This is a genomic window from Tunturibacter empetritectus (genome assembly GCF_040358985.1).
Classification (GTDB): domain Bacteria; phylum Acidobacteriota; class Terriglobia; order Terriglobales; family Acidobacteriaceae; genus Edaphobacter; species Edaphobacter empetritectus.
Genome location: NZ_CP132932.1, coordinates 4,414,269 through 4,440,098, shown reverse-complemented (window position 1 = coordinate 4,440,098; position 25,830 = coordinate 4,414,269). Strand labels below are relative to the sequence as shown.

Annotated in this window: 22 protein-coding genes and 2 tRNA genes; 10 read left to right on the top strand and 14 right to left on the bottom strand. The window is 60.1% G+C overall.

Annotated features, from left to right (window positions below; genetic code table 11):
- Positions 1-8 precede the first annotated feature (8 nt).
- Positions 9-1,442, top strand: a complete 1,434-nt coding sequence (gene hpnE, locus RBB75_RS18580) for a hydroxysqualene dehydroxylase HpnE (RefSeq protein ID WP_179638116.1) — start codon at positions 9-11, stop codon at positions 1,440-1,442.
- Between the two features lie 144 nt (positions 1,443-1,586).
- On the opposite strand, the gene RBB75_RS18575 is transcribed toward hpnE, so the two are convergent.
- The 8 genes from RBB75_RS18575 to RBB75_RS18540 all read right to left on the bottom strand — a co-directional run bounded on the left by RBB75_RS18575 (position 1,587) and on the right by RBB75_RS18540 (position 10,132).
- A complete protein-coding gene (locus RBB75_RS18575) occupies positions 1,587-1,970 on the bottom strand; it encodes an EamA family transporter (protein WP_179638115.1) in 384 nt (127 codons plus the stop codon).
- Positions 1,967-2,386 (bottom strand): EamA family transporter, encoded by a 420-nt coding sequence (locus tag RBB75_RS18570; protein WP_179638114.1) that lies wholly within the window; start codon positions 2,384-2,386, stop codon positions 1,967-1,969. Before RBB75_RS18570 ends, RBB75_RS18575 begins: the two co-directional genes overlap by 4 nt.
- A 90-nt stretch (positions 2,387-2,476) precedes the next feature.
- A complete protein-coding gene (gene hpnJ, locus RBB75_RS18565) occupies positions 2,477-3,964 on the bottom strand; it encodes a hopanoid biosynthesis associated radical SAM protein HpnJ (protein ID WP_353068943.1) in 1,488 nt (495 codons plus the stop codon).
- A gap of 128 nt (positions 3,965-4,092) precedes the next feature.
- Positions 4,093-5,436, bottom strand: coding sequence for a TolC family protein (locus RBB75_RS18560; RefSeq protein ID WP_353068942.1), 1,344 nt, complete (start codon positions 5,434-5,436; stop codon positions 4,093-4,095).
- A gap of 53 nt (positions 5,437-5,489) precedes the next feature.
- Complete coding sequence (locus RBB75_RS18555; RefSeq protein ID WP_353068941.1) at positions 5,490-6,479, bottom strand: tetratricopeptide repeat protein; 990 nt, start codon at positions 6,477-6,479, stop codon at positions 5,490-5,492.
- Positions 6,480-6,481: 2 nt separating this feature from the next.
- Positions 6,482-7,723 carry an efflux RND transporter periplasmic adaptor subunit gene (locus RBB75_RS18550; RefSeq protein WP_353068940.1) on the bottom strand — a complete coding sequence of 414 codons (1,242 nt, stop codon included), beginning with the start codon at positions 7,721-7,723 and terminating at the stop codon, positions 6,482-6,484.
- Between the two features lie 93 nt (positions 7,724-7,816).
- Positions 7,817-9,664: a single-stranded-DNA-specific exonuclease RecJ gene (recJ, locus tag RBB75_RS18545; RefSeq protein WP_353068939.1), complete on the bottom strand. Its 1,848-nt coding sequence runs from the start codon at positions 9,662-9,664 to the stop codon at positions 7,817-7,819.
- A 9-nt stretch (positions 9,665-9,673) separates the two neighbouring features.
- Positions 9,674-10,132, bottom strand: coding sequence for a hypothetical protein (locus tag RBB75_RS18540; protein ID WP_179638109.1), 459 nt, complete (start codon positions 10,130-10,132; stop codon positions 9,674-9,676).
- A 90-nt stretch (positions 10,133-10,222) separates the two neighbouring features.
- Here RBB75_RS18540 and RBB75_RS18535 point away from each other — a divergent pair, with 90 nt between their 5' ends.
- From RBB75_RS18535 to RBB75_RS18500, 8 genes are all read left to right on the top strand, one after another.
- The gene (locus RBB75_RS18535) at positions 10,223-10,588 is read left to right on the top strand and encodes a (2Fe-2S) ferredoxin domain-containing protein (RefSeq protein ID WP_353068938.1); all 366 of its coding nucleotides are present in this window, start codon (positions 10,223-10,225) and stop codon (positions 10,586-10,588) included.
- Between the two features lie 63 nt (positions 10,589-10,651).
- On the top strand, positions 10,652-10,930 hold the full coding sequence (locus RBB75_RS18530) for a DUF507 family protein (protein ID WP_179638107.1): 279 nt from the start codon (positions 10,652-10,654) through the stop codon (positions 10,928-10,930).
- Complete coding sequence (locus RBB75_RS18525; protein ID WP_179582933.1) at positions 10,927-11,202, top strand: DUF507 family protein; 276 nt, start codon at positions 10,927-10,929, stop codon at positions 11,200-11,202. Before RBB75_RS18530 ends, RBB75_RS18525 begins: the two co-directional genes overlap by 4 nt.
- Before the next feature lie 98 nt (positions 11,203-11,300).
- Positions 11,301-11,377: transfer RNA gene (locus tag RBB75_RS18520), tRNA-Glu, on the top strand.
- Between the two features lie 28 nt (positions 11,378-11,405).
- A tRNA-Glu gene (locus tag RBB75_RS18515) sits at positions 11,406-11,482 on the top strand.
- A gap of 282 nt (positions 11,483-11,764) precedes the next feature.
- A complete protein-coding gene (locus tag RBB75_RS18510) occupies positions 11,765-13,453 on the top strand; it encodes an ArnT family glycosyltransferase (protein ID WP_353068937.1) in 1,689 nt (562 codons plus the stop codon).
- Positions 13,454-13,520: 67 nt separating this feature from the next.
- Positions 13,521-14,903 carry a tRNA (N6-isopentenyl adenosine(37)-C2)-methylthiotransferase MiaB gene (gene miaB, locus RBB75_RS18505; protein ID WP_353068935.1) on the top strand — a complete coding sequence of 461 codons (1,383 nt, stop codon included), beginning with the start codon at positions 13,521-13,523 and terminating at the stop codon, positions 14,901-14,903.
- On the top strand, positions 14,903-15,427 hold the full coding sequence (locus tag RBB75_RS18500) for a bifunctional nuclease family protein (protein ID WP_353068934.1): 525 nt from the start codon (positions 14,903-14,905) through the stop codon (positions 15,425-15,427). Before miaB ends, RBB75_RS18500 begins: the two co-directional genes overlap by 1 nt.
- Before the next feature lie 9 nt (positions 15,428-15,436).
- Here the strand turns inward: RBB75_RS18500 and RBB75_RS18495 are convergent, their stop codons facing one another.
- The 3 genes from RBB75_RS18495 to RBB75_RS18485 all read right to left on the bottom strand — a co-directional run bounded on the left by RBB75_RS18495 (position 15,437) and on the right by RBB75_RS18485 (position 19,887).
- Entirely contained in the window at positions 15,437-16,552 is a 1,116-nt protein-coding gene (locus tag RBB75_RS18495) for a glycosyltransferase family 4 protein (RefSeq protein WP_353068933.1), read from the bottom strand.
- 54 nt (positions 16,553-16,606) lie between these two features.
- The gene (gene aroA / locus RBB75_RS18490) at positions 16,607-17,944 is read right to left on the bottom strand and encodes a 3-phosphoshikimate 1-carboxyvinyltransferase (RefSeq protein WP_353068932.1); all 1,338 of its coding nucleotides are present in this window, start codon (positions 17,942-17,944) and stop codon (positions 16,607-16,609) included.
- Positions 17,945-18,201: 257 nt separating this feature from the next.
- On the bottom strand, positions 18,202-19,887 hold the full coding sequence (locus RBB75_RS18485) for a hypothetical protein (protein ID WP_353068931.1): 1,686 nt from the start codon (positions 19,885-19,887) through the stop codon (positions 18,202-18,204).
- A gap of 344 nt (positions 19,888-20,231) precedes the next feature.
- Here RBB75_RS18485 and RBB75_RS18480 point away from each other — a divergent pair, with 344 nt between their 5' ends.
- Complete coding sequence (locus tag RBB75_RS18480; protein ID WP_353068930.1) at positions 20,232-21,128, top strand: DUF2076 domain-containing protein; 897 nt, start codon at positions 20,232-20,234, stop codon at positions 21,126-21,128.
- Positions 21,129-21,349: 221 nt separating this feature from the next.
- Here RBB75_RS18480 and RBB75_RS18475 read toward each other — a convergent pair whose 3' ends face one another.
- The 3 genes from RBB75_RS18475 to RBB75_RS18465 form a co-directional block, all read right to left on the bottom strand.
- The gene (locus tag RBB75_RS18475; RefSeq protein WP_353068929.1) at positions 21,350-23,236 is read right to left on the bottom strand and encodes a SpoIIE family protein phosphatase; all 1,887 of its coding nucleotides are present in this window, start codon (positions 23,234-23,236) and stop codon (positions 21,350-21,352) included.
- A 162-nt stretch (positions 23,237-23,398) separates the two neighbouring features.
- Positions 23,399-24,241 carry a deoxyribose-phosphate aldolase gene (deoC, locus tag RBB75_RS18470; RefSeq protein ID WP_353068928.1) on the bottom strand — a complete coding sequence of 281 codons (843 nt, stop codon included), beginning with the start codon at positions 24,239-24,241 and terminating at the stop codon, positions 23,399-23,401.
- Positions 24,238-25,827 carry a UdgX family uracil-DNA binding protein gene (locus RBB75_RS18465; RefSeq protein ID WP_353068926.1) on the bottom strand — a complete coding sequence of 530 codons (1,590 nt, stop codon included), beginning with the start codon at positions 25,825-25,827 and terminating at the stop codon, positions 24,238-24,240. Before RBB75_RS18465 ends, deoC begins: the two co-directional genes overlap by 4 nt.
- Positions 25,828-25,830: the final 3 nt, after the last annotated feature.

Genomic DNA, 25,830 nt, shown 5'->3' with positions numbered 1-25,830 from the left:
GCGGGGTCATGAGTAGTGCGGTTGTGAATGGCGCGGAACATTGCGATGTGATTGTTGTCGGCGCCGGGGCGGCGGGGCTGGCTGCGGCGAGTGCGCTGGCGAGGGCAGGGAAGTCTGTAACTGTTCTTGAACGTAAACCTTATGTGGGTGGGAGAGCTTACTCGTATGAGCATCCTGCGCTGGGGGAGGTGGTGGACCAGCAGCATGTACTGCTGGGATGTTGCACAAACCTGATTGAGCTTTGCGAGCAGGCGGGGACTGCGGGCAAGATTCGCTGGTATGACGAGCAGACTTTTCTCGAGCCGAATGGAAGTGCCAGCACGATTGTGACGAGCGATCTTCCGGCACCGTTTCACTTCGCGCCCAGCTTTGCGGGCATGTCGATGCTGGGGTTGAAGGACAAGGTTGGGGTTGCGCGTGGGTTGATGGAGTTCTTTCGCGGGTATCCGGCGGAGGATACGGAGAGCGTCGAGCACTGGCTGAAGCGCACGAAGCAGACGGAGCTTGCGATTCGGCACTTCTGGAACCCGATTGTGATGGCTACGCTGAATGATCGGCCGGCGCACTGCTCGACTCGGTATGCGGGCAAGGTATTTCATGAGCTGTTTGTGAAGTCGTCTACGGGGGGGCGGCTGGGGATACCTACGGTTCCGCTGAGCGAGTTTTATTCGGCTGAGGCGCGGATGATCGAGGCGTATGGGGGGGCGGTGCGGCTTCGCGCGAGCGTAGAAGGGCTGGTGCAGGAGGCGGATGGACGGTGGCGTGTGTATACAGCTGACGCGGGTTATACGGCGGACGCAGTGATTCTGGCGCTTCCGTTTGAACAGACGCAGAGGCTGCTAGCGGCGGTTCGGGTGAACGAGGAGTTTGCGGGACGATATGCCGAGACTAAGGATGATCTGGAGTTAAAGATGGCTCGGCAGATGCACTCGGCGTTTACTTCGATTCTGCTTTGGTACGACCGCGAGATTACAAATCTTGATCATGCGTGGTTATTGGATACGACGATTGAGTGGTTCTTTCACAAGTCGCGAATCAGACGGTATGCGAAGAAGCGGGGGAGCTACGTCGAGCTGGTGATTGCAGGGTCGAAGGCGCAGCTGAGTATGACGCGGGAGGAGATCCTCTCGTCGGCTTTGCGGGAGCTGGAGATGTTCTTTCCTGAGGTGAAGCAGGCGAAGCTGGTGAAGAGTGGGGTGCTGAAGGAGGCGCGCGCTACGTTTTCTGTGACGACGGGGCTGGATCAGTTTCGGCCAAAGCAGGAGACGGAGTGGCCGGGGCTCTTTCTTGCGGGGGATTGGACTGCGACGGAGTGGCCTTCGACGATGGAGGGTGGAGTTCGGAGTGGACGGCTGGCGGCGGGGGCTGTGGTGGGGGATGCGAAACGATTTATGGCGGCGGAGACTCCGCCTAGTGGGTTGATGCGCTGGTTTAGCCGGTAACTACGAACGAGATGTCCTGCCGGACGGGCCCACTGCGCGTGGGGCGGTCACTTCGTGACTTGTATACCTTGTGTTGGGGAGATGATCTGTAGTGGACCTCCCGTTGGTCGGAAGGGGCATACTGCTTGCTCGCTTTTAGAAAAACTATTTTGCCAGGAGGGCTACGCCGGCGCAGACGAAGAGGGCAGCGATCCAGCGGCGGCTGTCTACGTTTTCCTTGAGGAAGAACTTTGCGGCGGCAGCTGTGGTAATGAAGGTGAGAGAGGCCGTTGCGGGGGCGACGAGGCTCAGGTCTGCTCCGGAGAGGGCGAAGAGGAGCGAGAAGAAGCTCAGGGCCATGCAGGTGATTCCTAGAAGGAACATGCCGCTGGAGAGGACGGCTTTGATGGCGCCGAGGAGGCCGGACTTGGCGCGGATGTCGTCGAGGTCGCCTAGCTTGCGCATGCCGCCGGCGATGAGGATGTCGCCCGCGGTAGCGGTGAGGACGACGACGGCGATGGTGGCCCAGGTGTGGAGGGTGGGGTTCATGGGAGGGCCTCGACTTCTACTGGGGCGTGTTCGGTGCGTGAGGGACCGTTGGCGACGAAGCCTACGCCGATGACGATGAGGGCTACGCCGAGCCAGCGGGAGCGGGAGACATGCTCGTGGAGCCAGAAGCGGGAGAGAACGGTGACGATAACGTTGCCGAAGGCGGTGGCGGGAAGGACGAAGGTGATGTCGGCCCAGCTGAGGGCGGTCATGTAGCAGGACATGAAGCCGAGCAGGACGAGGATGCCGGAGATGATCCAGGGGCTCTTGAGAGCGAAGAAGAGCGTGCTGAGGTGATTGAGGGAGATGGGGCCGATTTGCTTCATGCCAATGCCGAGGAGCGCGTCGCCAATGGATGCGCCGAGCATGACGGCGATGAGGACGAGCCAGCGGCGGGGAGTGAGGGTGTGTTGCATTCGTGTCGATCCGTTCCGGTGATACAGGCTAAGAGAAAGCGGCCAGCATCTGCATGCTGACCGCTTTTAGATGCTTCAAGAACTGGATAGTTACGCGTTCATGCTGACGGACTCCTGCGCCTTGGCGGCGTTGGCTTCCTTGACGGCACGGACCGCTTTGTTGCGCTTGGAGCGGAGGCTCATGAAGGATTTGGCTTCGGTGTAGAGGCGGGGCACGTCGCGGTTGACGATGGCCTGCCAGACTACGCGGAAGGCAGCCTTGGGGCGGAAGTAGTATTCGTCGTAGAACTTGTGCACCATCTCCATGACGTACTCGACGGGGAGGCCGGGGTACTCGATGTGGGCCATCTGGTGGCCACCCTCATCGCTCATGGCTTCGTTGGTGATGAAGCCGTTCTCCTTGGCGTAGTCGAAGAACTCGGTGCCGGGGAAGGCGTGGGCGATGGAGACCTGGATGGTCTCGCAGTCGAGCTGCTTGGCGAAGTCGATGGTGTTGCGGATGGACTCGCGGGTTTCTCCGGGGAGGCCGAGGATGAAGTCGCCGTGGACGACGAGGCCCAGCTTGTGGCAGTCGCGCTGGAAGTCAAGGGCACGTTGAACGGTGGCACCCTTTTTGATGTTTTTGAGGATTTGAGGGTCGCCGGACTCGTAGCCGACGATGAGGAGCCGGCAGCCGGCTTCCTTCATGGCTTTGAGGGTGTCGTAATCAGTGGTGACGCGCGAGGTGCAGGACCATGTGAGGCCGAGGGGCTTCAGCTTTTCGCAGAGCTCGACGGTGCGGGCCTTCTGGATGTTGAAGGTGTCGTCGTCGAAGAAGAACTCCTTGACGTGGGGGAAGAGTTCTTTGGCCTGCTTCATCTCGGCGGCTACGTCATCGGTGGAGCGCTTGCGCCAGGCGTGGCCGGAGAGGGTCTGGGGCCAGAGGCAGAAGGTGCACTGAGCGGGGCAGCCGCGGGTGGAGTAGAGGGAGACGTAGGGGTGGAGGAGGAACGGGACGCTGTACTTGGTGACGTCGAGGTCGCGGTGGTAGATCTCGGTCGCCCAGGGCATCTCGTCGAGCTCTTCCGGGGTGACCTGCGGGCGGTCGGGATTGTGGAGGATCTTGCCGGTGGCTTTGTCCTTGTAGCTGACGCCCAGAATCTCGTTGAGTGGCTTGCCGTTGGCGTACTCGACGACGGAGAAGTCAAACTCGCGGCGGCAGATGAAGTCGATCGCGGGGCACTCGGTGAGGGCTTTGTCGGGGGAGGTGGTCACCGGGGGGCCAACGAAGGAGATCTTGATGTTGGGGTAGGTCTGCTTGATGACCTCGGCCATCTTCTGATCGCCGTCCCAGCCCATGGTGCTGGTGAAGAGCACGAGGAACTCATAGTCCTTGAGGATCTCGACGACCTCCTGCCACTTGATGTGGTGGGGCGGAGCGTCGAGGAGACGGGAGCCTTCCAGCATGCCAGCCGGATAGGTGAGCCAGACGGGATACCAGTAGGACTCGATCTCGCGGGTTGCGGGCCAGCGGGAGCTGGCGCCACCGTCAAACTTTTCAAAGGAGGGCGGGTTCAGGAACAGTGTCTTGAGGGGCATAATAATAACTCGATTTTACCATTCAGTTAAGGGCTTGAGGGGTATTTCTGACGTTTTCAGCAGGTATCTGCAGCGATGCCTGAGTGCGCCAGACGATTCATTTCAAACCGGATATTCGTAAATTTGGGTCAGGGTTTTGCGGGAGTGACGGGCTGGGCCTGCATGGCTGCGGAGATCCAGCTCTCGAGGTCGCCGCTCTGCCGCATGAGATTGATCTGAGCCTGTTGCAGCTCGAAGTTGGCGTTGAGGACGGCGAGGAACTTTTCACGCTCGGCGATGCGGGAGGTCTGCTCGTCTTTTGGGGTCATCTGGGTGCCGGCCAGGTTTCCGTTGCCGGTGTTGAGTTGAACCATGAGGACGTCGAGGTTCTGCTGAGCGAGCTGCTGATCAAGGGTGGCGATCTCGGCGCGGACGGCGAGCTCTGTTACGGCGTGCTGGATTCTGAGCCTGGAGTCGAAGAACTGATCGCGGATTGAATCGGCTTCGTGCTCGGCGTGGGCGGCATCAGCGTCTGCCTCGCGGGCTTTGGCTTTGTGGGCGACGTCGAAGAAGGGAATGGTGATCTGAACGCCGATGGCGGCGTTGTTCTGCTGGAAGCGGAAGTAGTAGTCCTGCAGGTTATTGAACTTTGCGTAGCGGCTGTACTGGGCATCGAGAATGATCTGCGGCCGCCAGAGATATTGGCTCTCTCCGACGGCGATCTGACGCTTGGAACGCGCGTTGGCGTAGGCAGACTCGACAGCGGGGCTGGTACCGACCAGAGTTGCATTGATGTCGTCTGACTTGCCGGTAAGGTCGCCGGCGAGGGCGGGGATGCTGCTGGCTGAGGTGCTGATCCCTTGCGGGGGCAGGCCAAGGAGCCGGGCCAGATGAGCCTGGTCTGTCGCTGCTTCGTCGTCTACGCGAAGACGGGCGAGATGGATTTGCGCGGCGGTGAGTCGGGCGGTGGTGAGACCGATGGGGGTGTCCTGACCAGAGTCGAGACGATCCTGCACGATGGTTACAAGATGGTCGGCGAAGCCTTGCTGCTGCTGGAGGACGGCCTGCCGCTGAAGGTCGCGATGGAGTGCGAGATAGGTGATGGCAGTGTCTTCGGCGACGGCTTCGCGAACGTCCTTCAGTGCGAGGCTGGCCGCTTCGAGCGAAGCTTTGGCGCCGCGAATGTAGTCGCGCTGGGGATAGCTGAAGACGAGAGACTGCGCCGTGAGGTTATAGATGGATGGCTGGCCGAGCGGGAATCCGTACGAGGGAGGGCCGATGGAGGATGCGCCAACAACATTCGGGACGTAGGCGTCTCTGAGCTCATCGAGGGCGGCCTGCGCCTTGTTGACGTCGGCCTGTGCGGTAAGGACTTTGGGGCTGCTCTTCAGGGCCAGACCTACCGCGCTGGTAAACGATATCTGCGCGATGGCTGGCGTCACGAAACAAGCCAGAGCAGAGCACGCGATCAGTTGGCGAAGAAGACGAATCATACTTGCGGGGAGATTCCTTAGGACCGGTTAGAGATCATGGTATCGCCTTTTGTCTACGATCCCTGTAATGCTTTGCGGGCGGGTACATAGTTCGATGCGAGGGAGAGAGCTGCGAGGTATTCGTTATGGGCTGCTGTGGCATCTCCGTTTTGGGCGAGGAGACCTCCGAGCTGGAGATGAACTTTGAAGGCGGGTGCTCCGTCGGTCTTATTTGAGGATGCGAGGTAGGTGCGGAGGAGACTGATGGCGAGCTGGGGTGAGCTGTGAGCCTCCGAGAGCGTGCTGGCGGCGTCGACCAGAGGAGGACCTTTGCGGTGATCGAGGTCTACTGCCGCATGGAGGGCTTCGAGCATCTTGTCTGGTTGATTCTGACGTTGGTAGAAGTCGCCAAGGTTGATGTAGGCCTCGGGCGTTCTGCCTGCGGCGACGGCGGCCTGATACTCGGCCTCCGCCGCTGCACTGTTTTTTTTCTTCTCTGCGATGAGGGCGCGAAGCCGGTGTGCTTGAGCGGGGAAGCTGGGTTGCATTCTGGTGGCGAGAGCCTGGGCCTTATCGGTGCCACCGCCGATCATTGATGGGGCTGCGACGTAGTATTCGCCGAGGTCGCTCATGGCATGGAAGTTTTCCGGGTCGAGTTGGACGGCGCGCTCGAACTCGTTGTGGACTTTGATGGCGAGGCTTAGCGCAGAGAACGGGCTGGCGTGCGCGGCTTTGAATCCGTAGGCGCGGGCGAGCCACATGTGATCCTCGCTGCTGTCGGGCGCGTTGGCTACGGCCAGCTCGCACTCGCGGATGGCGGGGTCGGCTTTCTCCTGGGCGTAGTAGACGCGGCAGAAGAGCTGATGGGCGAGGGCGTTGTTGGGCTGGGAGGCGAGGATGTCCTGGAGCATGGCGGCGGCTTCGTCGACGCGACCCTGCTGGAGCAGCGCGTTGGCCTGGGTTTCGTCAGCAGCGATTAGGGGAGTCGTGACCAGTAGGGCGAGCAGGAACGCGTGGGCAAGACGAAGGGGGTGTGTCGGAAACGGGCGGGTCGAAGTTGACATAGCTACTCGACTATTTTGACGGGGAGCCCATTGGTGAGTTCGCGATTGTTGACGGCGCTGAGGGCGACGGTGTCCTTTTCGGAGAGGCCGCTGACGATCTCGACGCGGGTGAGGTTGACCCCTACTCCTACCTGAACCGGGGTGCGGACGAGCCTGTTATTGACGACGCGGAAGACGAAGTCTCCGCCTTCAGTGTGGAGGGCTTCGCGGGGCACGCTGAGGACGTTGAAGCGCTGCGAGGTGGTGGCAGTCACGGTGACGTTGGTGTTGGGCAGGAGGTCGCCGCGGGCGTCGTCGACGGTGATGATGCACTCGCCGACGTTGCGTGTGCCGTAGGTGATGACGGTGGAGGGGGCGCGGCTGATGTGGCCGTGCCAGGCCTGTGTGGGCTTTGCATCCCAGACGATCTTGACGGCCTGACCTACTGCGAGTTTTCCGATCTCGGGCTCGTCGAAGTAGGCGCGGACCTGAATTCGGTTGAGGTCGGCTTCATCGAGGAGGTTTTCGCCGGCGGGGACGAAGTCGTAGTTGGAGACGGGGATGGAGTAGACGGTTCCAGCGAATGGCGCGCGGATGTTGGCATTGGCGTAGGCTGCTTGAGCGGCGGCGAGGGAGGCGCGGGCATCCGCCAGCTGGGCTTCGGCACGGGACCGATCCGTGGCGCCGTAGCGCTGGGTGCTGCGAGTCTGAAGGCCTTTGAGGGAGCTGTCGGCGGACTGCAGGCGCTGCTCGGCGGAGGCTACTTCGCTGGCGGAGGCGGCACCCTTCTGCTGGAGTGCCTTGAGCGCAGCGAGATCCTTTGCAGCCTGCTGCTGCTGCTGCTCGGCGCGGCTGAGATCGCCGGAGAATCCGATGCGCTCGTCCTGCGAGCCTCCCTGGCCGATGTCGTGGAGGGTCGCTTCGGCGTTGTGAACGGCGGAGTTTGCGGCGGCGATCTTGGCGACGGCGTCGGCGTCATCCATCTTGAGGAGGAGCTGGCCTGTCTTGACCTTCTGGCCAACATCGACGTAAACCTTTTCGACGACGCCTGGAGTGGACGCAACGGCAGGGAACTGTTCGACGGGTTCAACCTTGCCGCTGGTTGAGACGGAGCTGACAATGTTCTGGTGGTCGACGACTGCGACGCGAACGCCAACCAGATCGCGGGTAGAGGAGCGCACGATGATGAAGCCGATGACAATGATGGCGAGGAAGATGCCCCACAGCATTACAGGATTCAGGCGTCTTGTCTCAGTAGTGGGCATCAGTCGAAGGTTCAGTATATAAGACGCCGCACGTGGTCTGATCGGACCAGAAAGTTTTGAGGATAAGGTAGTTAACCGATCCGATGCAGCGGATCAGGCGGGCCTGAGAGCGACTAATTCGAGCTCGAGACCGGGGAACTGGGGATTGGTTTTGGCTTTCAACCGGTAAACGACATCGAGCTGCGAGCCTGTATCGAGGCCTATTTCAGCACAGCGGGCGGGCCAGTCGATGGTGCGGCTCCACCCTAGCGCGCTGATGCGGTTGGTTGTGCCGGAGCTCTGAAGACTGGGGCTCTGAAGCTGAAGGCAGATGTGTTTCTCTTTGATGAATCGAACTGGCTCGGAGAGGGTGAGGTTGCGGGTGAGAAAGACGGGTTCGCGGTTGCCGATGCCGAAGGGCTCGCAGCGCATGAGCCAGTCATAGAAACTCTGCGTGAGGTCGCTGAGGAGGAGCTCGGCATCGCACTCGAGCGGTGGTGCGGTGATCTCTCCGGTGAGGCGGGTGGCGCCGTAGCGCTGCATGCGTTCGCGAAGGAGGGGCATGTGATCAAAGGGCATGGAGAAGCCGACAGCGTGAGCGTGGCCGCCGAATCGGGAGAAGAGCGGGGTGTCGGATGAGGTGAGCGGCTCGTGGACCGCGCTGATGGCGTCGAGTAGGTGGAAGCCGGCGATGGAGCGGCCGGATCCGTGGGCGTGGCCGTCTTCGTGGGTCATGACAATGGCGGGTCTGCCGGTGCGGTCGACGACGCGAGAGGCGAGGATGCCGAGAACGCCGCGGTGCCACTCGGGGTCGTCGAGGATGATGCACTCGGCGAGGTAATCTCCGAGGCTGTTGCGCAGGGTGGCTAGCTGGGCTTCGATGGCTTCGAGGGCTTTGGCTTCGGTGGCGCGGCGCTCGTCGTTGAGGCGGTTGAGCTTCTCTGCGAGGTCGGTGGCGCGGGCGGGGTCCTTGGTTAGGAAGAGCTCGACGACATCGCCGGCGATGTCCATTCGGCCTGCGGCGTTGATGCGTGGGGCGAGTCGAAAGCCGACCTCCGTCGCGGTGGGTGGGCGGTTGATGGGGATCTGCGCCACCTGCATGAGGGCGCGGAGGCCGGGTTGGACCGGGTTGCGGAGCTCTTTGAGACCGAGGGCCGCGATGACGCGGTTTTCTCCTTCGAGGGGGACCGAGTCGGCGATGGTGGCGATGGCGACCAGCTTGAGGAACGAGGGAATGAGGCTGCGTTTCAACTTTGTGTGTTGCTCTTCGGTCTCGGTTGCGGCGAGGAGGAGAGCGTGGGCTAGTTTGAAGGCCACCGCCGCGCCGCAGAGGTGTTTGAAGGGGTAGGAGCAGTTCTGCTGGGCAGGATTAAGCACCGCAACCGCCTCCGGAATGCCGATGACCCCGTCGGGGAGATGGTGGTCGGTGACGATGAGGTCCATGCCGAGGGCCTTTGCTTCTTCGGCTGCAGCGAAGGCGCGGATGCCGGTGTCGACGCTGATGACGAGACGGATGCCAGAGGCTGCGGCCTGACCGAGGACGCCGTTCTGCATGCCGTAGCCCTCGCGGATGCGATGGGGAACGTGATAGGTGACGATGGCTGGAGTTTCTTTGGGAGCGATGCGTTCGATGGCGGTTTTGAGTAGGACGGTGGCGGTGGTGCCGTCGACGTCGTAGTCACCGTAGATGAGGATGGGTTCGTTCGAGCGGACGGCGTGCTGGATGCGGGCGACGGCTATTTCCATGCCGAGCATGAGCATGGGGTCAAGGAGATCATCGAGCGACGGGGTGAAGAAGGTGTTGGCTGCCTCTGGGTTAGAGATAGCTCGTGAGACGAGTATGTGCGCGACTGCCTGGGGGCAGCCGAGGGCTTCAACGAGCGTCTTAACGGCAGTCTCGTCTGCGGGGCGGGTGGTCCAAGCTGGCAGCCCAGCTGGGAGTCCAACGGGGGCGGTGGACATTGGCTTAGGCTACTCGTCGCTGTCGTCGACTACGATGCCGCCAAGGTCGGTGACGGTCTCCATGAGGTTCTGGAAGCTGTCGTACCAGTCGGTCGCGACCTCGAAGATAAACATGACGCCCTGGTGGGCGAAGCCGAGCTGGAGGTAGCCGACTTTGCCGACGTGATTGACGAGGTACTCGGCGTCGTCGATCTCTTCGGAGTTGTCGTCCGGGAAGGTCTGGTCGCGAAGCTGATCGAGGAGGATGGCGACGTCTGCTTTTTCGAGGATGACTTCGCTCATGGTGACGAAGGGGGAGCCGGCAGCTTTCGCGTGCTCGACGAAGTCCTTCCAGCCGTCGGGGTTTTCTTCTTCGAAGATGACGGTGGGGACGTCTTCTGTAACGTAGGCGTTGAGGCGACGCATGCCATGGCCGGCGATGAAGGCCACCATGTCGTCTTTGAGCGAGATAAGATTGTCAGGTTGCATTCGATAAGTATTGTCTCAGAAACGCCGGTGCATCGCACGGGAAAGACTTCGTTGCGCGCCCGGCCAACGGCTTGTGGAAGGGATTGTGGATTGGCAAAGTTCAAGCATCATGTTTTTATCTGCACGAATGAGCGGGACGAGAGCGCATCGCGGCCCAGTTGCAGCAGCGAAGGGAGTGGGAAGCTGAAATCGGCCTTCAAGGATGCGGTGAAGGAAGCCGGGTTGAAGGGGCAAGTTCGGGCGAATGAGCTTGGCTGTCTTGACCAGTGCGAGCATGGGCCAGTGGTCGTGGTCTATCCGGATGCGGTCTGGTATGGGTTTGTTCATATGAAAGATGTGGAGGAGATAGTGACGGAACACCTGCTGCGTGGGCGTCCTGTCGAGCGGCTACGGCTGGCGGATACGTGTCTGAATACAGAGAGTTGTCCGCATAAGCCAATGCCGAAGCGTAAGTGATGGGGCGTTGAGGAGTGGGCGGTGGATGCGACGAGTCGCGTGGTATATTCGAAGGAAAGCCAAATGATTTTTTCAAAAGATTACGTTGGATACCTGGCGCGCCAGACCGTTAAGCATTTAGTCGCCGAAAAGATGATCCACACTGACAAACCGGCTGTGGTCAATGAACGCGTCACTGCGGGAATGGTGGATGAGCTGGCGCTGGAAGACCGGATCAACGATGAAGTTCGCGTGATCCTTGAAGCCTTTCAGGACGACATGCGCAAGACCGGCGCGAGTTATCCTGAGATGTTCAAAAAGGTGAAGAATGAGCTCGCCCGCAAGTACAAGGCGGTGCTGTGAGAATCTCTCGTGACAAGCTCAACAAGCTGGCCCATACGGTGGCCGACACTCTGGCGGAGATTCCGGAGGTCGACTTTCTGGAGGATCGGAACACGATTCGGCAGGAGGCTCGGAAGGCTCTCGAGAAGCTGCTGATGGAAGAGACAAAGATCGATGCGGCGGCGCGGCAGAAGATCGCTTCGCAGCGAAAGATCATCGTGGAAGGGTCGCAGGAGTGGGACATCCTGTACCGCAAGTACTACAACGACGAGGTGAAGAAGCTGGGGCTGTAAGGGCTTCTTTTTCAGAGGGGCACGGGTCGCTCAGCAGCGTCGTTAGCTGATATAATTTGTTTATCGCAGTGGAGCAGTTCCTCTCCTGTCTGGTTTCTGGCGTCATGGTGTAACTGGTTAACACGCCGCCCTCTCAAGGCGGAGAGTACGGGTTCGATCCCCGTTGACGCTACCAATCCTTTCCTTCTGCAACTTCGTGTTTTGGCGCCATGGTGTAACTGGTTAACACGCGGCCCTTTCAAGGCTGAGAGTACGGGTTCGATCCCCGTTGGCGCTACCAAACCTATCAATCAGCAAATTTAGCGGCGCATGGCATTGGTTTGCGGCGATTCTGTTTTTAACATGCTCAGTAAGCAGCGGCCAGGCTGATGCGCCTCTCATAACTACGACACGGCCTATTCCGGATTGTAGTACTGATATTGCGCCCTAGGCGTTAGCTTCAGCGTCCTCTAACTGGAGAGAGTTGAAACTAGATACCATTAGTTCGACGACTCCAGGTTGGTCGATAGCTTATGCTGATCTTACAAAGACAAGTAAGCGATTTGCGAATTGAGGGAGAGCTTTGTTTACAAAAATTCGGTCCACGATTTGCAGTCCTGCTTCATTTTGTGCACTCGCCCTTTTGATAGGAGTTATACTCGCCCGTCCGATGCTCGAAATGGGTATCTATGACGACTGGTCGTACATATGGAGTGCCCGTGTACTTTCCGAGACGGGACACATTGTTTATAACGGTTGGTCGACCGCCATGCTCGGTTGGCAACTCTATCTAGGCGCACTTTTCTTTAAGCTCTTTGGGTTTTCTTTCCTGCTCGCTCGCGTCTCTATCCTGATGGTTGCGATGGCGACGGTCATGCTGATCCAGCGTCTCTTTGTGCGCTTCGGCATCAATGAGTGGAATGCAACGATGGGGACTCTTGCGATTGCACTTTCGCCACTGTTTTTGCCGCTTGCTTTTAGCTTTATGTCGGACATTCCGGGTATCTTCTGCCTTGTTCTCTGTATCTACAGTTGTACACGCGCAATTGAGGAACACACGGACCGGGCAGCCATAGGATGGCTCGTGTTTGCTGCGCTCTCAAATGATGTGGGGGGCACTGTGCGCCAAATCGCATGGCTGGGTGCTTTGATTATTGTGCCGTCCGCCGCATGGCAGATGAGGAAAAGGTCACGGGTTCCAGTAGTAGGCGCCGCGTTATGGATGATTAGCGTTATTTTTATTGGCGCTTGCATGCATTGGTTCAGTCATCAACCTTACTCGGTTCCGGAGCCAATGTTTCATAGGCCTCACGGATCAGAAAAAGCTCAATGGGCGAACTCGGTGATAAGGAACGGTCTCGCACTTTTTTTGTTCGCGCTACCGATCTTAGTTGCATTTATCGCAAAGTTTCCTTTCGCTGAGCGGCGACCCCGCAATGAAGCTATCGCTGCGGCAGCCGTCGTCTTAGTTGCTGTGGCATTGCTTATCTTTTTACATAAGCCGGAGAGCCTACTTGTACTGCTTGGGACCTATGCGGGCAGTATTGTCGTCGTAGATGATCTTTCGTACACTCTGCAACTGGCTCTGTCTGTCCTGACTTTGGCTGGCATCGGCGGCCTGCTGCTTTTTTACCGAAACGCTTCCTATCTGACGGACCATGCTCTGGCGTACAAGGCTGCGCCTTCAACAAGATCCTTTCTCGTTCTTTTAGGTCCGTTCACTGTTACCTATCTTCTCCTGCTGCTGACGAGGTTACATCTCTATGATCGCTATCTGCTGCCTCTTCTGATTGTGGCTGTCGCGGTACTTCTAAGACTTTATGAAAAGAAGATTGGCGGCCGGTTGCCATCGGTGTGCCTGTTTCTGCTTCTTCTCTTCGGCGCCTTCGCTGTCACGAGAATGCATGATCTCTTCGCCTTCTATCGAGCACAGCTTGCTGCGGCAGACGAGGTCCTCAGAGCAGGCGTGCCCAGAACGGAGATTCAAGGAACCTTTGAGTATGACGCATGGACGCAACTTGAAGTCACGGGGTATGTGAACGATGATCGGCTGCGCATTCCGGTCGGCGCCTATCACCCTTGGAGCTGTCCGGAAGATATTCCAGAGAATTGTTACTCATGGTTTGCAGCACACACTCCTGCGGTGAACCCTCGTTATGTACTGACCTTCGATCAGACGTCCTGTTTTAAACCGTCGCAGTTTTCGCCTGTCCTCTATCACACTTGGTTTACACCACATCAGCGTATGCTCTTTATTCAAGAAGTTCACTGAACGGCTCTGAGTCATCAACTTCTGTGACACTCGATGAGTGGCGTCAGCGAACGGCTATACTGTAGCTGTGAGTAAGACTTTTTACATTGAGACGTTTGGCTGCCAGATGAACGCCCATGACTCTGAGAAGGTCATCGGGACGCTGGAGCAGCAGGGCTATGCCCGCGTGCAGGATGAGGATGCGGCCGGGTTGATCTTGTATAACACCTGTTCGATTCGCGATAAGGCGGAGCAGAAGGTGTTCCATCGGCTGAATGAGTACAAGAAGCTGCAGGGTGAGGGGAAGAAGTTCGCTGTGCTTGGCTGCGTCGCCCAGCAGGAGGGCGAGAAGATCTTCGAGAAGGCTCCGTATGTGTCGATGGTGGCAGGGTCGGCTTCGTATCGGAACCTGCCGGAGATGCTGCGGAGGCTGGAGGCTGGGGAGGAGCGGATCACTGGGCTCGATGACCGGCAGACAGAGTTGACGTTTGAGACGGAGTTTACGGCACGGTCGAATCCGCATCGTGGGTACATCACGATCATTGAGGGGTGCGACAAGTTTTGCGCATATTGTGTTGTGCCTTACACGCGGGGCAAGGAACGCAGCCGGACTGCGGCTTCGGTGCTGGTTGAGGCGAAGAAGATGGTGGATCTTGGGTTCACGGAGATTCAGTTTCTTGGACAGAACGTGAACTCGTATCGCGATCCTTCGGGGCGGATGTCGTTTGCGGAGCTGCTGGTTGCGGTTGGAGAGCTGCCGGGGATTCGGCGCGTGCGGTTTACGACGTCCCATCCGCGGGACTTTACGCGGGACATTGTGCAGGCGATCGACGCTACGCCAACGCTCTGCGATCATATTCATCTTCCGGTGCAGTCGGGTTCGACCGCGGTGCTGAAGGCGATGTCGCGGGAGTATACGCGGGAGTGGTATCTGGAGCGGATGAGCTGGATCAAGGCCGCTAAACGCGACATCAGCATTACGAGCGACATGATTGTGGGTTTTCCGGGTGAGACGGACGCGGACTTTGAGGAGACCATTACGCTGGTGGGCGAGGTGAAGTATGACGCGGTGTTTGCGTTCAAGTTTTCGCCGAGACCGAATACGCCGGCGGTGACGATGGCGGACAGTATTCCCGATGAGCTGAAGTCGGAGCGGCTGCGGATTTTGATGGACCGGCAGCGAGAGATTCAGCGGGAACACTACGGACGACACCTGGGCGAGATGCAGGAGGTGATGGTGGAGAGCTACAATCCTTCGCGCAACCAGGTGGTGGGGCGCAGCTCGCAGAATAAGACGGTGAATTTTTCGACAGCACAGATTGCGCAGGCACAACCTCCGATTGGGAGTTATCTGCCGGTGCGGATTACGCAGACGCTGCCGAACTGCCTGGTGGGTGAGGCTATCGCCGATGCGGACCCTTTGCCTTTTGTGGCGGTGCAGCGGGCCGCGGATTTTGTGGTGCTCAACTAATGAATTCTTCTTCGGTTCAACCCGTCGTGCAGGCTCCTGACGAAGTGGAGATGCAGATTCGCGGACTGATGATGGACCCGGTCACGAATATGCCCATCATTGTGCTGAAGGATGTTGGGAGTGATCTGGTGCTGCCGATCTGGGTGGGGATCTTCGAGGCGAATGCAATTGCGCTGGAGCTGGAGAAGACGGCTACTCCGCGGCCGATGACGCACGACCTGTTGCAGAATATGGCTCGTGGGTTGAATGCTGAAGTTCGTAAGGTAGTTGTGTCGGAGCTGCGAGACGATACGTTTTTTGCCGTGATCTGGATGGACCATGCGGGCGAGACGGTGACGATGGATGCGAGGCCGTCGGATGCGATTGCGCTGGCGCTGCGGTGGGACTGCCCGATCTATGTCAATCGCACAGTACTTGAGAACTCGAAGCAGGCTGCCAGCGGCTCGCCGAATGTGAATGCTGAGGAGATGCGGCGGTGGCTTGAGAATCTGAACGACGATGACATGGGCCGTTACAAAATGTAACGGTTTCGGTTACAGCCAATTGCAAAGTGTTGCGACGCGTTCGGCCCACTCGTCTTCGGTGGGGAGATGGGGCTGTTGGACGGCGTGATGCTTACCCTGTAGGATGCCTTCTATTGCAGACTGGAGCGCCGGGGTCATGTTTTCTTCACCTCCAGTGAAGGCCGTTGCCCAGGGGGTGTCGAGCAGAATGTCGCTGACGCCTGATTCGCGATGGAGCAGAACGGGGATGCCGCGGTGCAGCGATTCGATGGCGGGGATTCCGTAGCCTTGAACGGCAGGCATGAGGAACAGGTGGGTCTGTGAAAAGAGTCGCTCAAGATCGCCGTCTGGGACGAAGCCGTGAAAGTGGATACGATCGCCAATGCCAAGGGTTTGTGCCATCTGGGTAAGACTGGGGATGAGAGAGCCTTTGCCTGCGAGGTCGAGCCTCCAGTCGATGACCGAGGACAGCGGTTTGTTGCCGCGTTCCAGTTCAGCGAGAGCGCGGATGATCCAGTCGATGCGCTTGTTGGGCTCGATGCGGCAGACGGAGAACATTCGCAGTTGGTCGTCTACCGGGTGAGCGAGAGAAGCTGAGGTGCTAGTGACGAGGCCGCCCATACGGGCAATCTTTGCGTCGATGTTGAAGTCGTTGCGGCATTCGCTGCGGAGGTACTCGCTGGTGACGATGGTGTTGCCCCCGGAGCGCAGGCCGTAGCCGATGATCCGATTTGAAACGGCGATGCGTAGATCGGTGGGGAGGCGGCGGGTGTCCTGATCTCCGAAGAGAGAGGGCGTGTCGTGCATGAGGCTGTGGAATCCGCGCTGCCCGGCGAGGGTTGCGTGGAGGGAAGGTTGATAGCCGGAAGCGAGCGGCTTGGGTGAGTTTGGGGGCTGCTGGTTGAAGTAAGTGCGGAGGGAGGCGATCTTGTTGCGTGCTCCCGGTGTGGGGTTGAGTTCGACGACCTGCAAGCGGTGGGTGGCGTATTGAGCGAGGTTGCATCGATCGAAGTAGGTGACGACGTGATTGGGCAGATTGCGTTGATGCAGCCAGCGGGAGAGCGCGAGGACGCTGCGTTCGGAGCCGCCGAACTGTTCGATCTCGGTGATGAGGATGGGGCGGGAGCCGCCGGGGGGTGTTTGCATGAACCTGTTGAGATTGAAGCCAGCTTAGCAAATTGCAGCGTTGTAGTCGTCGGCTCAGCGTTGGCAGAGATTGTCGAGATGGGCGAAGAACTCTGGGAAGCTGATGGCTGCGGCTTCGGCTCCGTGGATCTCAGTGTCTCCGGTGGCACGCAGGGCAGCGATGGAGAAGGCCATGGCGATGCGGTGATCGGTGCCGGAGTCGATCTGCGCTCCGTGAAGGCTCTGGTTGCCGGGGATCACCAGGCCGTCTTCGTGCTCGGTGAGTTCGGCTCCCATGGCGCGAAGGTTTTTTGCGACCAGGGCGATGCGATCGGACTCTTTGACGCGGAGCTCTTTGGCGTCGCGGATGGTGATGCCGTCGTGGGTGTACGGGGCGATGGCGGCGAGGACGGGGAGCTCGTCGATGATCTGGGCGGCGAGGGCTCCGCCGATGTGCATGCCGCGGAGGCCGTTGGGTGAGACGTTGACCTGAATGGTGCCGATGAGTTCGCCGTGATGCTCCTCGACGTTGAGGACTTTGATCTTGCCGCCGAGGGCGGTGATGACGTCGAGCAGCGAGGCTCGGGTCGGGTTCATGCCGACGCTGTCGAGGATAAGGTTGGAGTCGGGGAAGAGGAGCGCGGCGCAGAGGAAGAAGGCTGCGGAGGAGATATCGCCGGGGATGGTGGCGTCGATTGCTTTCAGGGTTTGGCTGCCGGGGATGCTTAGCTTGGTTACCTCTCCTCCCCGAGAGCTGGTGCGGTTGAGGGTCGCGCCGAAGGCTTGCAGTGCGTGTTCGGAGTGGTCGCGGGTGCGAATGGATTCGGTGAGGCTGGTGGTGCCGTTGGCCTGGAGGCCGGCGAAGAGGACTGCGGTTTTGACCTGGGCACTGGGGATGGGAGTGTCGAAGTCGATGGCGTGGAGCGGGCCGCCGTGGACGGTGATGGGGGCGTGACCTTCTTTATCGCCAGGGTTCGTGGTGAGGTCGATCATTGCGCCCATCTGTCCGAGTGGTTTGCGAATGCGCTCCATCGGACGGAGGGTGAGGGAGTGGTCGCCGATGAGAGTGAAGGTGTGAGGATGAGGAGCGATGAGGCCGGCGAGCATCCGCATGGTCGAGCCGGAGTTGCCGCAGTCAAGAGGGGCGGAGGGTTGGTGGAATTTCCCGGCGGTACCGGTGATCTCGATGGTCTTGTCTTGTTTGTGGACGATGGTTGCGCCGAGAGCCTCCATACAGGCGAGCGAGGAGTGGGGATCGGCTCCGGTAGAGAAGTTGGAGAGGCGGGTGGTGCCTTCGGCGAGGCCGGCCAGCATGGCGTAGCGGTGGGAGATGGATTTATCGCCCGGAAGTGTGAGCGAGCCTTGGAAGTTGCGCGCGGGGCGGATGGTTTGCGTGCTGGAAGAGGAAGACATTGGGTTCTAGCTTACAATCCTTTCGCGTGATTGCGAGAGCTGCAGATCAAAGCCAGAGTAGAGATGAGGGTGGTAGAAGCCTCAAGGGACTGGGAGCGCCGGTGGAATATCGCTTCCGCTTGCTTTACATACCTCCAAACAGAAGATGTACTAGAGGCGTTTTGTGCAGCTGGACTGATTAAAAACGCATCGCGGCGGAGATAGACTTCCGCCGTGATGGGATATAAGGGTGGACTGTTGTTTGGGGTGAAGTGCGACTACCAGCGATCGTGATCCGGTCGTGTGCCGGGGGTGAAAGATACGCCACGGAGGACCTCGGCGAAGTCGGCCTTACGGACGGTGAAGAACTTCTCCTTAGCTGCTTTGATGGCGTCGGTGTTGGAGAGATCGTCGGTGACGGCTACGAGGCGGTTTGGATCGGCGCCCTGATCTCCGCTGCCGCTGACGGTGGAGGTGATGGCGTAGAGGGTGACTTTCCCGTCGTCGCTGACCCTGCCGGTGAGATTACGGACGCCGTCGGTGGCTGGCGACCAGGGAAGGCTGGTGGCGGAGTTGTTGCCGGTGGGATATCGGTTGACCGTGTAGGGGACGCCGAGTTCGAGGCCGGTCTGCAGGGTGTAGGCGCGGTTCCAGGACTTGGTGGAGGCGTTGAAGATCCACTTCTGGATGCCTGCGGTGGTTTGGGCGGCGGCGTGGGTGTAGAGATCCAATCCACCGGTGTAGCCGTCGCCTTCGTCGGCTACGTAGAGGGTGTCAGCATTGGCGAACCAGATGCCGAAGGGAAAGGCAAGGGGGTTGGCGGTTTTGGCCAGGGCGGTGGGGAATCCAGCGAGGATGCACATGTTGCTGGGCAGGCCGGAGGTTTGGAGCTTGGTTGGATCGTAGGCTAGAGGCGCGATGGGGAGGGTTGCTCCGACGGCGGGAACGCCTACGCCGTTGGGGCAGGCGGTGCCTGTGGTGTCGACGAAGTAGACGGTATTGACGCCGTTGCCGCCGCTGCCTTTGGTGTAGTAGAGGACGTTGTTGAAGACGGTGAGGCCGCGGAAGTTGTCGTCCTTGCCGATCTTGTCGGCCTTATCGCCGAGCAGGGTGACGGAGAAGCTGGCGACGGGGGTGGGCGTGCCGGGGTTCTGGAAGCTCTCGGGTGCGTTGGCGGGATCGATGATCTGAGCGCCTGCGCCGAGGATGACGCCGTTGGGCTGGGGGTTCGAGCCGTTGCCTGCGTTGCCGGAGGTGTAGAAGAATTCGGCGCCGTTGGTGTTGTTGAAGATGGCGGCGCGGCCGTTGTTGCCGCTGTAGGCGTTGGTCTCGGTGAACGAGAACTTGCCGGAGCGGCTGACGGTGGCGACGGCACGATAGTAGGCGACGCCGACGGGGTTGGTGGGATCGATGACGCCGGGGGTGTTGGAGTTGGAGACGTCGATGGCGTTGACGGGAGCGACGTAGTCGATGAAGGTAAGCAGCTTGCCGTCGGTGGAGAGGTTGAGGGCCTCTTCAGACTTCGAGCTGAAGCTGGTGACAAGCTGATTGCTCTCGGAACGGACGTTGCGCTGGGTGCTGTTGGGGACCTCGAGGCTGTCGAGGAGGAAGCCGAAGGGGGTGATCTGGTCGAGATAGACCTTGGAGGTGATGCCGAAGCTGCCATCGGCGAGGACGTTGTTGAAGACGTAGGGGAAGGTGCCGTCGTTGGTCGCGGCGACGCAGGGGGTAGTGGTGTTGGCGCAGTTTGGCGGGAGGAGCGCGCCTACCTTTACGTTGTTGGGGTTGTTGTCGTAGACGCTGCGAGAGACGACAAGATTCCCAGGGAAGAAGCGTATATGGTCGTCGTGGTCGCGGTCCTGCGCGCTGGCGGGGATACCGGCGATGGTGGCCAGGGAAAGTGCTGCGGCTCCCTTGAGGAGCGGCTGCCAGGAACTTTTTGACTTTGGAAAGAGTGGCTGCATAGTGTCTCCGTGTTGTTGATTTATCGTGCTGCGTTACCGAGAGGACTCTATGCTGACTGTGTTAGGAACTGGTGAATCTGAAGTAAACCTGAAGAAGGGCTAAGACAAGTCAGTGTGGATGACGAAGCGCGAAGTTCGAGAAGTGAACGAAAGTAGGCTGGCCTGCGTAGGTTGTCCTGGGAGAGACGCGAAGCATCCTATAAGCGTTGAGACGGGATGTGATTTGCTGTCGTCTGGATGGTTGGTGCGACGTTATGGCGTGGTGTACGTCCATTGGGAGTGCGCCACAGAGTTTGTGCGGGCGCTGTGAGTAGTTGGTGCAGGATAACGGAAAGGGATGGAAGATGACTCCTCAGGAACAGGATATGATTGGCGGTCTGATCGACCGCATTCAGAAGACGCAGCTTGCAGAGAAAGATACGGACGCGGAACAGATGCTGCAGCAGGGATTGGGACGGAATCCGGATGCTCTGTACATTCTGGCGCAGACGGTGCTGGTGCAGAAGTATGCGCTGGATCAGGCACAGACACAACTGACACAGGCGAAGGCGCAGATCGAGCAGATGCAACAGCATCCGGAGCCGAAGCATGCGACGAGTTTTTTGGGGAGCTTACTTGGGCGCAATGAAGAGCCTGCGCCGCCTCCACCGCCGCCACAGCAAGGCTATCCGCAACAAGGGGGACCGGCTTACCCTCCATATGCACCCGTGGGTGGTGGCTATGGCGCTCCTCCACAGTATGGGGCTCCGGTACAGTATGGTGCTCCGCCGCAGTATGGCGCTCCGCAGGGGATGAGCGGAGGCGGGTTCATGCGCGGGGCACTGCAGACGGCTGCTGGGGTTGCGGCAGGAGCGCTGGCATTTCAGGGCGTGGAGTCGCTGATGCATGGGTTTGGGCATGAGGCTGGGTATGGCGGCGGCCAAGGATTGGGCGGCTTCGATGGTGGTCAGCGTCCGACCGAGGAGGTCGTCAATAACTACTACGGCGACGATCGTGGAGGGCACGATGTCTCGGCAGATGAGAGGTCGCTGGGGCAACAAGAGGATCGGGACTATGGATCGCGTGGCGGTTCGGATACGTCCTCAAAAGATCGTGACTCGCTTGATGGGTCCGATGACACTGGCTCTGGCGATGATGCGAGCTTTGACTCGGATAGTTCGAGTAATGATGCTTCGTTCGATGATGGCGGTGACCTTGGGGATGATGGGTCGGGTGGCGGAGACGATAGTAGTTTCGCCTGAAGTACAGTGTGATTGACGCGAGGAGGAGAGGTCTGCTTGTGCGGGCCTCTTTTCTTTTTTGTTGCTGCTTGTCCTGCCGGACGGGCCCACTGCGCTCGGCCACCCCGCAAACGAAGACCTGTTTGCGGGGGCCCGGTTCGGGCGGTCACTTCGTGATGGGTATACCTGTCCGGGGAGATTGAGCACGATGGGTCATCCCGTTGGTCGGGTGAAGATACTTCTCAGGTGCTTTGCTCAGTGGCACGCAGCACTACGATGGTCTCGTCGTCGAAGTGAGCGGTGCCGGCCTGGAAGTCGGTGACCGCCTTCAGGACGGCGTCTACCGTGAACTGGGCCGTAGGTTGGTGTTGGGACTCGAGGAGCTGAGTGAGTCGTTCGTCGCCAAACATATCGCCGGTGGCGTTGATGGCGTCGACGATGCCGTCGGAGAAGAAGACGATGAGGTCGCCGGGACGGGTGGAGAGGGTGAACTCTTCGTACTCCGCATTGGGGAAGAGGCCGAGCGGGAAGCCTTCGGCCTGAATGGTGCGGACGCTGGGAGGTTTGGCGGTGTCTGAGTTGGCAGCGACGAAGAGAGGTTGGACGGAGCCGGCGTTGGCGATTTGCAGGGTCTGGTTGCTGTCGTCCCAGACGGCCATGAGCATGGTGACGTACTGCGAGTCGAGCTTGCGCTCCTGGAGCTGGTCGTTGAGCGCGGCGAGCATAGTGGCAGGAGAGAGATGTTGGGGGGCGAGGGAGCGGAGGATTCCACTGACCAGTGCGGCGTAGAGCGCGGCGGGAGCCGCTTTGCCGCTAACGTCTCCCACGGCGATGGCGATGCGGCCGGAGCCGTAGTCGAGGTAGTCAAAGACGTCGCCTCCGATGGAGCGGGCGGCGACGAAGCGGGAGGCGATCTCGGCGCGCTCAAGCTTGGGTGGGTGCGAGGGCATGAGGCGAAGCTGGACCTGACGGGCCATGTCGAGGTCGCGCTCCATGCGCTGCTCCTCCTCGTGGATGCGCTGGTAGAGACGGGCATTGGCGATGCTGATGGCGACCTGCGAGGCGAGGGTGGAGAGGGTGCGCTGGTGGTCATCGTTGTAATAGTTGACGCGGGTGTGTTCGAGGTCGAGGACGCCGATGACCTCGCCCTTGTAGACGAGGGGAATAGCAAGTTCGGAGCGGACCTCGGGGTTGGCTTCGACGTAGCGAGAGTCCTTGCGGACGTCGGGGGCGAGGATGGGCTCGCGGAGCTGGGCGGAAGTGCCGATGAGGCCCTCGCCGAGGGCGATGGTGCGCTCGCGGGTGACACGTTCGCCGAAGCGGGAGGAGAAACGGTGCTCGAAGAGCTGGGTGCGGTCATTCCACAGGAGAATGGTGAACATGTGGAAGTCGATGACGCGCTTGAGGAGCTGGCCGATGCGCTCTAGGAGATCGTCGGGATCGAGAATGCTGGTGATCTCGCGGGAGATGTCGTTGAGCACGGCGAGGGTTTGAGCCTGACGGGAGACGCGGGTGTAGAGGCGCGCGTTCTCGATGGCAATGGCCATGCGAGAGGCGACCAGCTCGAGGAGTCGCTGGTGCTCCATCGTGAAGTAGCCGATGGTCTCGGACTGCAGATCGAGGACGCCGATGACCTTGTTCTTGACTACGAGCGGGACGGCGAGCTCGGAGCGGACGTTAGGGTTCGCGTCGATGTAGTTCTCCTGCGTGGTGACGTCTTCGACGAGGAGGGATTTGCGGTGGAGTGCGGCTTGACCGGAGACGCCGCGGCCGAGCTTTATTCGAATGCGTTCGATCTCGGTGGTGTGGCCGATCTGGAAGCGCATGCGGAGGTCGGAGGCGCGCTCGTTGAGGAGGAGGATGGCGAAGATCTTGTAGTCGATGACGGCGCGGACGAGGTCGGCGACGCGGTGCATGAGGGTGTTGAGGTCTAGGGTGGTGTTAAGGGCGTCGGCGAGGTTGTGGAGGAACTCGACCTGGAGGGGCTCGACGCGAATTTTGGGGTCGGCGGCGTGGGGGTGGAAGAGTTGCTGGGACTGGGGGCGGTAGTCCCCCTCGTAGGGGTGCTCTGGCGCGGGCACTTCTGGGCCTGTGGGTGGGGTCGTGCTCGGTTTGATGGGCGAAGGCATTCTGCGTTGCGTTGATATTACCGGGTGAGGTCGGGTTTGGGGAGTGCCAGAGACGACATGGCGAACCAGTCCCGCCATTCCCGCGATCTGAACTGCGGGAATGAGTCAGAAATGATCTTCGGTTCGAGCCAAAACTCGCGCAAATGATATTGCGCGAAAATCCTAGTACCCAGGGGCCGCAGAAGTGCCTTCGACTGCATGCCCCGCTAGCTCGTTGACGATTTTGACGCTGGCGCTGGCTCCAATGCGTGAGGCTCCGGCGCGCAGCATGGTGGTGGCGTCGGCAAGGGAGCGGATGCCGCCGGAGGCTTTGACGCCTGCGCGGGTGCCGGCTACGCCGCGGAGGAGGCTGATGTCGTCGGCGGTGGCGCCACCGGTGGAGAAGCCGGTACTGGTCTTGAGGAAGTCGGCTCCGGCGGCCAAGGCGAGCTCAGAGGCGCGGAGCTTCTCTTCGAAGGGGAGGAGGCAGGTTTCGAGGATGACTTTGACGATGGCTCCGGCGGCGTGGGCGATCTCAACGACGCCGTGGATGTCCTGACGGATGGCCTCGTAGTCGGCGGACTGGGCGGATTTGAGCAGGCCGACGTTGAGGACCATGTCGATGTCGTGCGCGCCGTGTTTGAGCATGTGCGCGGTCTCTTCGCGCTTAGAGATGGCGAGGGTGGCGCCGAGGGGAAAGCCGATGACGACGCCGACGGGGATCCCGGTGCCCTTCAGGGCAGCTGCGGCGAGCGAGACCCAGGTGGGGTTGATCATGGCGCAGGCGAAGCGATGCTCGGCGGCCTCGTTGCAAAGCTGGAGGACCTGGGTGCGGGTAGCGTCGGGCTTGAGCAGGGTGTGGTCGAGGACGGCTGCGAGGTTTTGCGGGGAGGAGAGAGTGTGGGCGGCGAAGGCTGCGGCGTCAAAGTGCTCTGGGCCGTGGGGGAGAGGATCGGTGATCGACAGCGTGTTCAAAAAAGTCTCCTTCGGCGAGGGGAGGTGTTCGCGCCGGGTTACTTCTATCATACCGGTGTCAAGGCTGGCTTTTGCGCGGTGTGCCAGGCCAGGGCCAGGTCGTCGCGGAGGATTTGAAAGAGCTGTTCGCCGGACTCTTTGTCGCGGGCGCGAAGGACGGCGCTGGGGTGGATGGTGGCGATGACTTGATTGGCATAGGGGGTGTTGAGGATCTTCCCGTGGTCGCGCATGAGGGCGAAGGTGCCGCCCAGCAGGGACTTGGAGGCAGAGGCGCCGAGACATAGAACGACGTTGGGTTGGATAGAGTCGATCTCGGCGAGGAGCCAGGGGCGGCAGGCGCTGATCTCCGACATGCGAGGATTCTGGTGAAGGCGGAACTTGCCGCGCTGGATGAATTTGAAGTGTTTGACAGCGTTGGTGACGTAGACTTTGCTGCGGTCGATGTCGAGTTCGGCCATGACGCGGTCAAGTATGTTGCCGGCAGGACCGACGAAGGGCTGACCCTGGAGATCTTCCTGATCGCCGGGTTGTTCGCCGACGAGGATGAGTTTGGCACGGGCTGCTCCGACCCCGGGAACCACTTGGGTGGCGTGCTGGTACAGTTCGCAGCCCTTACATGCGGGGAGTGCGGCGCGAAGGGTGGGCAGCGAGTGGTCTTCCGGGACGAAGGGTTGCGCAGAGGGCTGTTGCTGTTGACGTGTAACCATGTCGGAGACTCGGCTTTGAGATTTGATGAGGAGGTCGGGTAGAAGCGAGATCTCGGGAAGATTCTTCCAGTAGCGGACGGGCATCTCGCTGCGCATCATCTCCGGGTTGATGCGCGCGGGGTTGTAGATGCTGGCGTAGTACGAGCGCCAGAGATCTTCGAGCTCGTCTTCGGCGGGGGCAGACTCGCGAGGCAGGCCCGGGGCGAAGGCGAGTTGTTTGCCGGTAGGATCCCACGAGACGGAGGCGTCGGGCGTAAGGATAGTCCAGCGCATGATGCCGAAGCGTTCGACGAAGAAAGGCGCTGCGAGTGGAAGGATGCGGTGGTCGGGCTGGTACCAGGCGATGAAGTGTTCGCAGGTGTCGGGCTGTGAGGGCGTTGGGGTGGCGTGAGGATCAGGTTCGCAGTGGGGAAGTGCGGTGTGGTTGAGGCCAAAGGGCGTAGGCACGGCGAGTACAAGGTGGTGCGGATTGGGGTCAGTGGGGAGGGATTCGTCGACGACGATGGGGCGGCCGTTGAGATCGTCCGGTTCGAGCACCATGCGAAAGCGGACGAAGGCGTGCATCTTATGAAGGTCGCGGCGGACCTGCGATTCGAGACGTTCGAGTTCGGCGACGTCGGGGTCGACGGAGATTTTAAGGAGATTGCGATTGGCTTGCAGGCGATAGAGGATGCGATATAGGAGATTCCAGCGCAGGGGATCGCGATGGACGGCGGCGCACTCTGCGGATTCGAGAAAGGATTTGGAGGTATGCGGCGCCGTAATTGGAGGGCCGGTGGGACCGTCGGCCAATTCGAGGGTAAGGTCCAGCGTGGAGGGGACAGTCGAGTCTTGCAGCTCGAGTTCCTCGGGGAGATAGCCGAGGTGCAGGGCTTCGCGTGCTGCTTCACGCCATGCGTTGAAGTCGGGTTCAAGGAGAATTCGCTTCATGTT